The sequence below is a fragment of the Marinococcus sp. LNHM5E3-2.1 genome (assembly GCF_056034365.1).
Genome location: NZ_JBQLIB010000002.1, coordinates 145,626 through 158,477, shown reverse-complemented (window position 1 = coordinate 158,477; position 12,852 = coordinate 145,626). Strand labels below are relative to the sequence as shown.

Here is a 12,852-nt window from a genome sequence, read left to right as displayed (position 1 = left end):
TTTTAAAGTAGAGTGGAAATGAGTGTATGACATTGCTTGGTAGTTTATCACGTTTTAAAGATATGTTTTTTAACGCCAGTTGGATTATGATCGAAAAGTTATTTCGTATATTTGCAAATTTTTTAGTAGTTATTATGGTCGCCCGTTTTTTAGGACCTGATCAGTTTGGAGTAATTAATTACTTAATGGCGATAATTCAAATTCTGGGCCCGATTACCGCTCTAGGAATGGCCGGGGTGCTTGTCCGAGATTTGGTACGCAACCCGGACCAGCAGAATGAACTGCTAGGCACGAGTTTTGTATTGAAGTTTCTGGCAGCCTTTATCAGTAGTATTGGGCTCGTCATATTTGCGCTTTTTTATGAAACAGATCCAATGCTTGTATGGTTTACGGTTGTATTTTCATTCTCACTTTTATTTAAACCTTTTGAAAATATTAAACTTTACTATGAATCGATTGTAAGATCCAAGTATGTTGCTTTGTCTGAAAGTATGGTACTTATTGTCTTTTCTGTGCTGAAAGTAATATTTGTACTCTTACAAGCAGATTTGCTTTACTTTGTAATTGTTTACGCCACGGAAATAGCAATGAATAGTTTTGCAAAAGTGATTTTCCTGCGTAAAAACGAAATGTCCCTATTCAATTGGCAGTTCAAGTCTACTCTGGTCAAGCCACTTTTGTACCGGTCTCTGCCTCTCATTTTTTCAAGCATGGCGGCTGCTATTTATATGAAAGTTGACCAAATTATGCTTCGGTTTATGGTCGGTGACGCCGCGGTGGGTGTTTACGCAGTGGCAGCTCGCATGTCCGAAATATGGTATTTCATTCCAATAGCGATTATTACTTCTGTATTTCCGGCAATGATAAAACTTAAGGATAAAGATACATTTAGATATTATCGTCGTCTGCAGGCTGTGTTCGATATTTTATTTCTTCTCGCTTTCTGTTTAGCAGTCTTAGTTACGTTTATTAGTGAACCGTTCGTCAATATAGCCTTCGGTGAAGAATACAGGGCATCTGCCGCCATACTGGCCATTCATATATGGGCGGGCATTTTTGCCTTTATGCGTCAGGGGCTGAGCAGGTGGCTGATTAATGAGGATTACCTGCGTTTTTCCTTATACAGCCAGGGAGGCGGAGCAATCATGAACGTGGGGCTGAATTTTATGCTTATTCCGATGTATGAAGGAATTGGAGCGGCTATAGCGACGATCAGCGCGTTTTTTGTTTCAACGTATCTTGTCTGCTTTTTTACGAAAAAAACCCGGCCGATTGCTTTTATCATGACCAAATCGTTTACTGCCCCTTTCCGGGTAAGATCCATTGTACGGAATTTAAAAAGCTAGAACTAAAAAGAGACTCCCGCAGCGGGTCTCTTTTGCTGTATAATCATTCCTATAAGAATAGTAGGAAATAGAGGGGTACATATGACCATCGAAATGGGTGTTGTATTAATATTAATCGTGGGGATGCTATTAGCGCTGTTTTTTGAAATCGCACGGCCGGATATGATCATTTTTACCGTTTTGGTCATTCTTTTGATCAGCGGTATCCTCACTACGGAACAGGCCCTGGTCGGTTTTTCTAACGAAGGAATGCTAACGGTCGCGCTTTTATTCATCGTCGCCGGAGCAGTGCAGAAGAGCGGGCTTGTGGAGCGGTTTATGACCAGCTGGCTGCAAAAGAGCCGTGGTCCGGTTTCATCGATGGTACGCACCTTTGTGCCAATATCCGGAATGTCGGCGTTTTTAAATAACACCCCGATTGTGGTGGCCTTCACCCCGATTATAAAAAAATGGTGCGAAGACCGCGGTTATGCGCCTTCCAAATTTTTAATCCCGCTGTCGTACGCCACGATTATGGGTGGAACAATTACGCTGATCGGTACGTCGACCAATCTGGTGGTGCACGGCATGCTTCTGGATTACGATATGGCGGGATTTGGCATGTTTCAGCTGGCACTCGTTGGTCTGCCGCTGACGATTGTTGGTCTGATTTATCTGTTTACGGTCGGCTATCGGATACTGCCGGCCTATGAAGGAACGCAGAAGCGGATGGAGGATGAGGCGAAGGAATATTTGTGTGAGATGAAGGTTGAGCCGACGTTTCCATACGTACGGAAAACAGTTCAGGAAGCAGGGCTCCGGGACCTGCAGGGAATGTTTTTGATCGAAATTATCCGCCGGGATGAGCGCATATCGCCGGTAAGCTCCAATACAATTGTGCAGGCGGGTGACCGTCTGATTTTCACCGGAGTACTTGAGAAAATGGCCGACCTGCAGCGGACAGCGGGCCTTACGCTGAAAACGGGCACTGAGTTGACACTGGATGACCTGCAGAATGGTTCGAACCAACTGGTGGAGGCCGTGGTCTCCCATCAATCCTCGCTTCAGGCCAAAACAATTAAACAGGCGCAGTTTCGTTCGTCCTACGATGCAGGTGTAGTCGCAGTGCACCGTAACAACGAACGAATACAGAGTAAAATCGGAGATATTCGCCTTCGCCCCGGGGATTCGCTTCTGCTGCTCGCCGGATCGGATTTTCTGCAGAAATACAAGCGCTCGAACGATTTTTATGTCGTTTCTGCTCTGGAGACCCCGGGTTCGATCAGGGAGAAGCCAGCGAAGGGCTGGTTCTCGCTCGGGATACTGCTATCGATGATTGCGATTGTGACGATCGGATGGCTCAGCATGTTTCAGGCAATGGCGCTTGCGGTACTCATTTTCTTGGTAGCGCGTATTATTACACCAGAGGAAGCGAAGCGCTATGTGCAGTTTCAGGTGCTTCTTTTGATTGCGAGTGCCTTTGGGGTGGGGCAGGCAATGACTGAAACAGGACTCGCTGCCTGGATAGCAAAGGGGCTGCTTGCCTTCGGGGAGCCGCTTGGCATCATTGGCATTCTGTTTTTCATTTATGCCCTGACCAACCTGTTCACTGAGCTGATCACAAACAGTGCGGCGGCTGTGCTGATGATTCCGATCGGGATCAGTATTGCCGAAAGCCTGAATGCCAATCCGATGGGGTTTGCCGTAACAATTGCGATCGCCGCTTCGGCGAGCTTTGTAACTCCGATCGGGTACCAGACGAACCTTATTGTGTACGGTCCTGGTGGCTACAAATTCTCCGATTATATTAAAGTTGGCATGCCACTCACTGTCATATCAATGGTGATGACTGTCGGAATTGTGCATATGTTTTATTTTTAAACCTATGAAAGGTTCCGGAGTTTACGGCCCTGGAACCTTTTAGTTTCTAGAACAGGTAATACTGCTGAGCGAGGGTTTTTAGTTTTTTTAATCGAGGTAGATTCTTACTCCCACTGATGGTACAAGAAGTCCAGTTATTGACATGGCCTTTTCTACCATTAGGCTGGGTGTTTACGTGGTAAAGTCCCTGGTTAAAGTATCCCAACAGCTCCTTGTATATGGCTACCCAGTCGATCAAAAGCTCCGGGTTAAAGGGGCGGTAGGCGACAATAAATTTCTAATTGTGCAACTTTTCCTCGACGTTTTCGTACGTAACGACCTCCAAAGCCGGCCTTTCTTCAAATCCCCCCCTCTAGTTGGAAAGAGACTTGAGAATTGCCTCGCCCAGTTCTTTGTCTTTTCGGGAATAGTATGGAAGAGAAATATTTTTTTGCTTGTTTTTGAGAAAGTCGGTAAGGTTAAAAAAGTAAGCAATTACTTTCTCTTTCGGCTAGTAATTGAGCAGCTTCTTTTTTGGAAAGAAGGCGACCGTTTCCCGGGTCACTTTCGTATTCGGTTTACGGCGCTTTATTGGTGAGACCAGATCCATGACCGCATGACGTCATCTGGACAAAAAGTTGAAATATGCTTCCAGCTTTCACTTTCTCTTGCAAACACTTTTTCCGTATAGGAGAGTCCTTTTTGAAGCAGATAATGCATGCGGGGTTTTAGCGTTTGGAAATAGATCAACGGGTCGGATGACTACGGTAGAAACGTATTGCTCAATTTATACTTTTTGGCAAGCAAAAGGTTTAGTAAATACCTCCCCCCGGATGAGGCAATGTAAACTGATTGGAAAGACCGAGATCGCTGATGTCATACCCCTCGTGCTTTAAGTAAAAATAAAGCACAAGAGTTGCAGAAAGAGAGCGTAATTAACTTGTAGGGAAAATCGCGGACGTTCTTTTCGTCGTGTTCAATGTTGGTCAAAAGAAGAATGTAATAGCCGCAATGCTTGTTTTCAGTTCACTTGGGACCGTACAGACCATTTATTCCAAGACTTTGTTATACAGAGGGGCTCAGTAATAATATTTAGCATCAGTAAGTTCATGTCCTGTGATGAATAAAGATTTAACCTCTTAAAATAAAAGTAGGGACTAAAAGGAAAGTAGAAATTACTCCCCTTCCAGTATTGTGGTTTTTATTAAAGAATTAAAAACCATATTATTCCATTTAATTTGTCTGTTTACCTGAATTTGTTGTATGAGTCAATAAAAAGCCTGTATAATAAATTTTAGTTTAATTATATAAATAAGGAGAAGATGTATGAAAAATGTAGTTAAAAAAATAATGCCGGCAAAAGCCGTACGAATAATTACGAGAAAGATTCCCCAGGCGAAATTAAGCTTTTCCATTAAAGTGGTTGAATTGTTTTCGCGCACGAAGTTTTTAAGCAGTGTCTATTACATATTCAATCCGGAATTCCGCCGCGAAACGCACAGTGTGATGAAAGGAAAGCTCGAGCATCTTAAAAGCTTTCAGGCGGAAACATCGAATTATTATCTACTCCGGCGAAATATTCACCGCCTGGAGAAGGGGCTTTTGATGAGTCCGCGGAGAGACATTTTTGGTGCGTCTTTTATTCTGGAGACCGTTAAATGTTTTAATTACTTAAAGGATTTGTATCCAAAAGACGAACAGATTACTTGGGCCAATGATGTATTAACAGAATATTTTGCAGTAACGGTGTCCCAAAAGGATCGCGACAAAGCAGAACGGCTTTTTCAGCCGCTTGAAGAAAGGGCTACCAATAAAAAGCCGTATCAACGAAACGGGGAAATTGAACTCCAAACATCGATTGAAAACCTGCAGGTGCTTGCCCAACACCGCCGCTCGGTCCGATGGTTTCAGCCGGGCAAAGTGGAACAGGAAAAAATCGATAAGGCGATGCAGGTGGCTGCCCAGGCGCCTACCGCATGTAACCGCCAGCCGTATTACTTTAAAATTATTCAGAACGAAGAACTGTTGAAGAAAGCAGTGGATATCCCGATGGGAACGAAGGGATTTAGCCATAATATCAATAACCTGGCCATTGTCATCGGGGATTTGTCTGCGTATCCATTTGAAAGAGACAGGCACCTAATTTATATTGATTCCTCTCTTGCTGTCATGTCCTTTCTCTTTGCGCTTGAAAGCCAACAGGTAAGCTCGTGCGTATTGAACTGGCCGGATGTGGCTATTAAAGAAGAAGAAGTAAAGAAACAATTTAATTTGAAGGATTCTGAGCGGGTAATTATGTTTATCGCTTTCGGTTACCCGAACTACGACGAAAAGGTTGCCTTTTCACAAAAAAAAGAGCTCGATCGGTTAAGAACGTTCAGCTAACGCAAGTATGGAATACCTCCAAGAAGGCGTACACTATGAGTTTTCCTCTATCTGCACAACAAACGGTACGGTAGAAAAATCCAGAGCTTCAGTGCCTATTTCATAAGAAGGAGTTATATCACATTTATACGAGTGATTAATATACCTAGAGCAGCCGCTCGCTAGAGGTGTTTCCAAGAGAATAGCTGCTTTTGTTGTTGTTTAAAAACTTGGATGAAGAACTGAAAGCGACTGTTCGAGAGTGCTTGGAGGTTTTGGGACTCGGCAACGATGTTGAGATAAGTAAAAACGTATATATGAACAAAAGCCACAACAAGACAGGATGCGGAGCCAAATTGAATGGACTGCTCCGTAAATGCCTTTTCACCAATGGCAAATGGAGACCTTAGAATTCGCGGGAGCGCTAAAAAACACTCATTGTGAGCAAAGAGTTGGTAGAGAAATTGAGCGAAGAAGACCGGAGTCTATCTGCAAGAGCATTTTCGTCCAATGAACGGACAGCTGAATCGGGAATACGGCGTGAACACGAACAAGTGAAAATGAGTAGGAGGAACAAAGAACAGGAAACGGTGCGGATCCAGTTCTCTTTTATGGAAATTTTCGGATTTCGTCTTTACAATTTAGAGTATTTTCGTAATACTTAAGAATGGAATAATGAGCGGGGGGAGATCTGATGAAACGATCAATTGGATTATTTATCCTCGTCCTGATCACTGCTGTAGTGCTGATTGCAGGCTGGCTGTACTACCAGGACCGCATCGATAACGCTGGGGGAGCAGAGAGTGGCAGCGGTCAGCAGAACGGTGGCAGCGAAGCCTCCTCCAAGGGCGGTATCGATGCCGGTCTGCAGAACCAGCTTGAAGAAGCTGAACAGTCCGGGGAGGCACTACGTATTGTAGTAGCAGGCTCCGACGCGGTGACGTCAGCAGGCGATAATAGCTTTCCGCAGCAGCTGGGCGATCGGATCGAGGAGAACTGGAGCGGAATTAACACGGAAGTAGAAACGATTACATATGATGACAGCACGTCGCTTGAAGTGCTGAACGAAGGCGGGCCGGAGGAAATGGCCGGAGCCGATGCTGATTTGTTTATCTTTGTGCCGTTTGCGGTGAGTGATAATGGAACGGTCAGCAGTGACGATACGATTTACGCCACCCGTGAAGTGACGGAAGCGGTGCAGGAAAACGACAGCGCGTACTATATCAGTGCGCCACAGCCGTGGTACGAAGCGCAGTATTACTTAGAACAGCTCGATGCTATTGAAGGATATGCCGAGGAGGCCGGGGTTACTTACCTGAACCACTGGAGTGCTTGGCCGGCGGTGGATGATGAAGAACTAATCGATTATGTTGGCGAGGATACACCGGTGCCGACCGAACAGGGACACGCGGCCTGGACGGACGGTATCTGGCAGCAGTGGACGGAGAACGGGTCATAAAAAGGTCCCGCTTTTTGGAAAAATGGACCCGGGTCTGCCTGAATATGCTATACTACGCCTATAATGAATAAGCACCCGGCCGATATAATGAGTGATGAACAGAAATCAAAAGGAGTGTGCGCGTTTGGCACGAAAAAGAAAGCAAGAGACGAACACGAATCAGCGGAAGCTCATCACCTGGCTGAACAGTAAATCCCCGGTATCCGAGCAGTACCGTACGATTCGTACGAATATTCAATATTCCTCTGTAGATAAAGAAATGCAGGCAATAGTAGTTACGTCGGCAGGCCCGGGGGAAGGGAAGTCCACCACGGTGGCAAACCTGGCGGTAACGATGGCTCAGCAGGAAAAGAAAGTGCTCCTTATCGATGCTGACCTGCGTAAGCCGACTGTGCACTATACGTTCCGCCGGATGAACACCCACGGAATGATTAATGCTTTAACAAATCACGGGGAATATGCAGCGTACGTTCAGGAAACCGAAGTGCCCAATCTCGATATTCTGCCGAGCGGGCCGATCCCGCCGAACCCGTCCGAGATTCTCGGGAGCCGTTCAATGGCGCATTTGGTAGAACTTGCCCGCGAGCAGTACGATGTAATTTTATTTGACGCACCGCCAGTGCTCGCGGTGACGGACGTTCAGGTTATCTCCCGTCACTGCGACGGAAGCATTCTCGTCGTCAAAGCCGGTGAAACCGAAAATGACGCCGCCCGAAAGGCTAAAGAACTGTTAGAAGTGAGCGGCGTGCCGATCCTCGGCTGTATTCTTAACCAGAAAAAAGGCATGGATCAAAGCTATTACTATTATTACGGTCAATAAATACAACGAACCGGCCCCTGGATTGCAGGAGCCGGTTCGTTTGTGTTCCGGGAGATTAGTTTTTAGGGCAAAGAAAATCAGCTGTAGTCTACAAGAGAAAAAAGAGTTTGAATATTATGCTTCTCAAGCTCCGTAAGGATATCCTCGGAAACCGGCTCGTCTGAAATAAAATAATCAATTTCATTGAGAGAGGCAAAGGAAGAAATAGAGCTTTTGTTAATTTTTGAATGATCGATAAGGGCAACGACTTTACTGGCTTTGGCTACCATATGTTTTTTTAAATCGACTTCATATACATTAAAGTCCGTAAGTCCTGTGTTAACGGTAAAACCGCTGGCGGAAGTAAGCATAAAATCAACATGGATTTTATTTAACATATCAGCCCCCAGAACCCCCTCCAACGAGCTGGACCCATGCCGGACGACTCCTCCTAAAAGAATGACTGTTAAATTAGGATTTTCCCTTAATTCCAGGGCAGTGTAAATACCGCTGGTAACGACGGTAAGGCGCATCTGGCTTTCCTTCAGCAGCCGGGCAAACTCAAGCGCTGTGGAACTGGCATCCAGAAGAATACATTGGCCATCTTCAATTAACGATACTGCCATATGGGCGATCGTTATTTTTTCTGTTTTATTTTTCTTTTCTCTTGATGAAAAATTAATTTCGTTTTCTTCTGTTTCAGGTAAAACAGCCCCGCCATGAGTTCTGCGAAGCAGCCCTTCGTTTTCCATGTCCTTCAAATCGGAGCGGAGTGTCACTTCTGATACGTTCATTTTCTCTGCCAGGCCGCGGACAGTAACGCGGCGGTCAACATTTAAGTATTCGAGGATTTTCTGCCGGCGTTCCGCTACAAATAATTTAGTCATCATTTCACCCTTCGAGTCATATTCTCTTCCTCATAGTAGAAGAAAAATTCACTTTTAGCAAAATATTTAATTTAAATCTCTTTATAACATTTCGTTTTATTTTGTTATGTCTAATATGATTTATTTAATTCAGTATAAACGATAATTATCGAAAGTAAATAAAAATAAAAATTGACAAACAAAAATAAAAGTGCGAAAATTTAATCAAATATTAACAGAAACGAGGAGTGGAAATAGTGAAAATAGCTATTGGAAGCGACCATGTCGCTTACGACTTGAAAGAAACGATAAAAAAACACGTGGAAGAACTGAATCACGAGGTCATAGATTATGGGTGCTATAACTGTACAGAAGTGGATTATCCGGATGTTGCATTTGAAGTAGCGGAGGATATTAACGATAATAAAGCTGACCGGGGTATTTTGATCTGCGGCACCGGTATCGGCGTAGCTATCTCAGCTAACAAAGTTCCGGGCATTCGAGCTGCGCAATGTCATGACGCCTATTCTGCTGAACGGGCCCAATTAAGTAACAATGCCCAGATTATTACGATGGGCGCCCAGGTCATCGGTGCAGAGCACGCTAAAAAAATTGTGGAGACGTATTTAAGCGTAGAATTTCAGGGAGGCAATTCAGAGCGGAAGGTTAATAAGATTTCGGAAAAAGAAAAAGAATTTATGAAAAAATGATAAATAGGGAGGCTTAACGGTGAAAAAGTTAATTAATGATCCGGACGTCGTCGTCGAAGAAATGCTGAACGGTTATTTGAAAGCGCATTCTCAACATGTGAAGGGGGTAGAGGCCCATCCGAGAACGATTGTCCGCACGGAAGCCGGGCTGAAGGAGAAGGTCAGTTTAATTATTGGAGGAGGCTCCGGCCATGAACCAGCTTTTATGGGTTATGTAGGGAAAGGAATGGCTGACGGCGTCGCGGTGGGCAATATCTTTTCCTCTCCGCCTCCGGATCCAATCGTAGAGGCAATAAAAGCAACGAACACCAACCAGGGCGCCCTGCTTTTATACGGGAACTATCAGGGAGATATTATGAACTTTGGAATGGCAGCGGATATTGCAGACATGGAGGAAAACATAGAAGTAAAGCAGGTCATCGTAAAGGATGATATAGCTTCAGCGCCAAGGGAAGAAGCGGAAAAACGAAGGGGCATCGCCGGGGAATTCTTTGTGACGAAGGTAGCCGGGGCGGCAGCGGAGGAAGGTCTTTCGCTCGACGAGGTGTACCGAATAACCGAAAAGGCGAACCAGAATGTAGGCTCCATGGGCGTCGGCCTCTCTCCGTGCTCACTTCCGCAAACCGGACAGCCAAGCTTTAATCTCGAAGAGGATGAGATGGAAATCGGCCTTGGCCACCACGGGGAGCCGGGCGTGGAAAAAAGCAAGCTGGCTACTTCAAACGTGGTCACCGAACGGATCTTAAACAACATTATTGATGAAATGGATATTGAATCCACGGATGAAGTATCTGTACTTATTAACGGTCTCGGGTCCACGACCAGGATGGAGCTTTACATCATGTATGACAGGGTGGAAAGCCTTCTTCATGAAAAAGGAATAAACATTTATACGTCCTACGTAGGAGATTACTGTACGTCCCTGGAAATGGGAGGGTGCTCCATCACGCTTCTAAAAATGGATGAGGAATTAAAACCATTCATTGATGCTCCGGCCGAGTGCCCGATGTATACACAGAGTTAAGCAGGAGGAGATGACGGTATGAGGACAGAGGACTGGAAAAATTATTTTGAGAGCGCTCACAGCGTAATGGAAGAAAACAAAACCTATTTATGTGAACTGGACCGGGCGCTTGGAGACGGCGATCACGGTATCACGATGAGTCTCGGCTGGAAAGCCGTACAGGAGGCCATTCATTCAAAGCTGGCAGATGAAACAGATTGCGGCAAAATCGCTATGACAGCAGGACGCTCCTTTTTAAGCGCGGTGGGATCATCAGTAGGACCGCTCTATGCTTCCGGCTTTATGGCCGGGGCGAAGGCAATTAAAAATAAAACCGAGCTTTCCATGGAAGATATGAGGCAGTTTTGGATTGAATTTATCCGTGGCGTGCAGGAAAGAAGCCAGGCGGAGCCGGGAGATAAAACGATGATGGATGTTTTATATCCTGTTCAGGCAGTCCTCGAGAGTGAAGAGGGAACGGTGGAACAAAAATTTGAACAAGCAGCAGTGGCAGCGAAAAATGGAATGGAGGCCACCAAAGAGATGAGCTCTAAAAAAGGCAGATCGAGCCGGCTGGGCGAGCGCTCCATAGGACACCAGGACCCGGGGGCGACCTCGATGCAGCTTCTATTCTCTACTTTTATTACAGAAGCCTTAAATTTAAAAATTACTGAAGGGGAGCATTAAAATGGTCATGAAATTTGGGTGCCAGGGTTCCACATGGGTGCTGGATTATGATGTAGAGGCAGACATGATGGACCAGATCATGGATGATGTAAAAAATGGCGGGCTGACAGGCCTGGATATGCAGATTTCTTTGCTTGGAAAGTATAGGGATAAGCCGGAGCGCTTCAAGGAAGAGCTTGATAAAAGAGGACTTCAATTGGCTGCACTGACAATCCCGCATGCGTTTGAAGGGGGAGAACCTTCAGAGCAGGAAAAAGAATTAGAAAATTACTATTTTGAATACTTAAAGCACTTTCCGGAAGCTGTGATGAACGTACCGTCCAGAGTCGGGGCCAGCCGGGACAATGTACGGCAAAGGCAGCAGGAGATTATCAGGGGTGCTAATGAACTGGGAAAGCGTGCACGGGAGGAGCACGGCATTATAACATCGCTTCATCCCATTTCCTATAAAACCTCCTACTGGAAATTCCGGGAGGATTATGAAGTCCTTTTCGATGGCCTCGATGAAAGATACATGGGCTATACGCCGGATGCCGGTCATATCATGTTCGGCGATATGGATCCGGTGGACATTTTCCGGGAAGCGTTGCCGTTAATTAAACACGTGCACTTTAAAGAAGCTTCCAAAAATCATGAATGGAAGAAAATGGGCGAAGGTGACATTGATTTTGTTGGGTGCATGCAGGTGCTGAAGGACGGCGGCTACGACGGCTGGGTGATGCTCGAAGAGGAAACCGGGGCAGCAGAACCGGATACAGGTAATGTTATTAAAGAGCTTGGCAGCTACGTCAACAAACACCTCCACCCGATCATTCAGGGAAGCTGAGAGCATTTAGTATTACCGGAATTTATTCAAATACTGTTGCATGGAGGCGTGTCGTATGAAGGTTGGATTTATTGGCTTAGGCATTATGGGCAAACCGATGGCCGGACATCTTATCAGTAAGGGATTTGAGACGTACCTTTTTGATTTAAACACGGAGGCGGTCAACGAACTGGCAGCTTTAGGCGGCCAGGCGTGTAAAACAGGCCAGGAGGCAGCGGAAAACAGCGATGTCATCATCACGATGCTCCCGGAAGGAAAACACGTGTCCGAGGTGTTATTTGCAGAAACAGGGCTGGCTGCAGCAAGTAAGCCAGGCACCATTATCGTTGATATGAGCTCGGTATCCACAGAGGAATCGAGACTGTTTTCCAGTAAATTGGAAGCAATGAATATTCATTTTATCGACGCTCCTGTCAGCGGCGGAGAGCCGATGGCTGTTGAAGGCAGGCTTTCCATTATGGCTGGCGGGAACGAAGACCACTTTAATAAGGTACTGCCCGTATTGGAAGCAATGGGAGAGAATATTGTCCATTGCGGGGCGAATGGCACCGGTTCTGCAGCAAAGCTGGCAAATCAGATTATTGTCAGCGGAAATCTCGCCGCTTTATCGGAAGCCTGCGTGTATGCGAGCCAGGCAGGCATTGATTTAAATAAACTGTTTGAAGCCATACATGGCGGCCTGGCAGGCAGTGCTGTCATGGAGGCGAAAATGCCGCAGATCATCGACCGGAACTTTGAGCCGGGCGGCCGCATTGAAACGAATTACAAAGATTTAAAGAACATCCAGTCCTCAGCGAACGCGATTGGGGTGCCGCTTCCCGTCACGAACCTGGTGAAAGAAATTTTTCACTCTGAAATTGCGAACGGAAACGGGAAAAGGGACCATTCCCACATTATTAATTTCTTTGAGAGGATGGGGAACTGCCAGACTCCAAAAGGTGGCTGAACCGCTT

11 protein-coding genes are annotated in these 12,852 nt (G+C 45.7%); 10 read left to right on the top strand and 1 reads right to left on the bottom strand.

From position 1 onward, the window contains the following. Window positions 1-26 precede the first annotated feature (26 nt). The 5 genes from ACTRXH_RS04985 (at window position 27) to ACTRXH_RS04965 (ending at window position 7,828) form a co-directional block, all read left to right on the top strand. The gene (locus tag ACTRXH_RS04985) at window positions 27-1,346 is read left to right on the top strand and encodes a flippase (protein WP_474280989.1); all 1,320 of its coding nucleotides are present in this window, start codon (window positions 27-29) and stop codon (window positions 1,344-1,346) included. A gap of 81 nt (window positions 1,347-1,427) precedes the next feature. Then, window positions 1,428-3,206, top strand: coding sequence for an SLC13 family permease (locus tag ACTRXH_RS04980; protein WP_474280987.1), 1,779 nt, complete (start codon window positions 1,428-1,430; stop codon window positions 3,204-3,206). A 1,305-nt stretch (window positions 3,207-4,511) separates the two neighbouring features. Then, a complete protein-coding gene (locus tag ACTRXH_RS04975; protein ID WP_474280985.1) occupies window positions 4,512-5,570 on the top strand; it encodes a nitroreductase family protein in 1,059 nt (352 codons plus the stop codon). Between the two features lie 673 nt (window positions 5,571-6,243). Further along, window positions 6,244-7,008: a hypothetical protein gene (locus ACTRXH_RS04970; protein WP_474280983.1), complete on the top strand. Its 765-nt coding sequence runs from the start codon at window positions 6,244-6,246 to the stop codon at window positions 7,006-7,008. A 124-nt stretch (window positions 7,009-7,132) separates the two neighbouring features. Beyond that, complete coding sequence (locus tag ACTRXH_RS04965; protein WP_474261668.1) at window positions 7,133-7,828, top strand: CpsD/CapB family tyrosine-protein kinase; 696 nt, start codon at window positions 7,133-7,135, stop codon at window positions 7,826-7,828. Window positions 7,829-7,905: 77 nt separating this feature from the next. Here the strand turns inward: ACTRXH_RS04965 and ACTRXH_RS04960 are convergent, their stop codons facing one another. Then, window positions 7,906-8,694, bottom strand: a complete 789-nt coding sequence (locus tag ACTRXH_RS04960) for a DeoR/GlpR family DNA-binding transcription regulator (protein WP_474280981.1) — start codon at window positions 8,692-8,694, stop codon at window positions 7,906-7,908. 236 nt (window positions 8,695-8,930) lie between these two features. Between ACTRXH_RS04960 and rpiB the strand changes: the two genes are divergently transcribed. The 5 genes from rpiB to ACTRXH_RS04935 are packed head-to-tail and all read left to right on the top strand — an operon-like array spanning window position 8,931 to window position 12,845. Further along, window positions 8,931-9,383: a ribose 5-phosphate isomerase B gene (gene rpiB / locus ACTRXH_RS04955; protein WP_474280979.1), complete on the top strand. Its 453-nt coding sequence runs from the start codon at window positions 8,931-8,933 to the stop codon at window positions 9,381-9,383. Window positions 9,384-9,402: 19 nt separating this feature from the next. Continuing rightward, window positions 9,403-10,407 (top strand): dihydroxyacetone kinase subunit DhaK, encoded by a 1,005-nt coding sequence (locus tag ACTRXH_RS04950; RefSeq protein ID WP_474280977.1) that lies wholly within the window; start codon window positions 9,403-9,405, stop codon window positions 10,405-10,407. Between the two features lie 18 nt (window positions 10,408-10,425). Next, entirely contained in the window at window positions 10,426-11,073 is a 648-nt protein-coding gene (gene dhaL, locus ACTRXH_RS04945) for a dihydroxyacetone kinase subunit DhaL (RefSeq protein ID WP_474280975.1), read from the top strand. 1 nt (window position 11,074) lies between these two features. Beyond that, window positions 11,075-11,899, top strand: coding sequence for a sugar phosphate isomerase/epimerase family protein (locus ACTRXH_RS04940; RefSeq protein WP_474280973.1), 825 nt, complete (start codon window positions 11,075-11,077; stop codon window positions 11,897-11,899). Window positions 11,900-11,954: 55 nt separating this feature from the next. Next, window positions 11,955-12,845, top strand: coding sequence for an NAD(P)-binding domain-containing protein (locus ACTRXH_RS04935; protein ID WP_474280971.1), 891 nt, complete (start codon window positions 11,955-11,957; stop codon window positions 12,843-12,845). Window positions 12,846-12,852 lie beyond the last annotated feature (7 nt).

Bases quoted from the DNA above. Each gene is read 5' to 3' on its own strand.
- ACTRXH_RS04975 (WP_474280985.1), top strand. From the start codon at position 4,512: ATGAAAAATGTAGTTAAAAAAATAATGCCGGCAAAAGCCGTACGAATA.
- ACTRXH_RS04970 (WP_474280983.1), top strand. From the start codon at position 6,244: ATGAAACGATCAATTGGATTATTTATCCTCGTCCTGATCACTGCTGTA.
- dhaL (WP_474280975.1), top strand. From the start codon at position 10,426: ATGAGGACAGAGGACTGGAAAAATTATTTTGAGAGCGCTCACAGCGTA.
- ACTRXH_RS04985 (WP_474280989.1), top strand. From the start codon at position 27: ATGACATTGCTTGGTAGTTTATCACGTTTTAAAGATATGTTTTTTAAC.
- ACTRXH_RS04935 (WP_474280971.1), top strand. From the start codon at position 11,955: ATGAAGGTTGGATTTATTGGCTTAGGCATTATGGGCAAACCGATGGCC.
- ACTRXH_RS04980 (WP_474280987.1), top strand. From the start codon at position 1,428: ATGACCATCGAAATGGGTGTTGTATTAATATTAATCGTGGGGATGCTA.
- ACTRXH_RS04960 (WP_474280981.1), bottom strand. From the start codon at position 8,694: ATGACTAAATTATTTGTAGCGGAACGCCGGCAGAAAATCCTCGAATAC.
- ACTRXH_RS04940 (WP_474280973.1), top strand. From the start codon at position 11,075: ATGGTCATGAAATTTGGGTGCCAGGGTTCCACATGGGTGCTGGATTAT.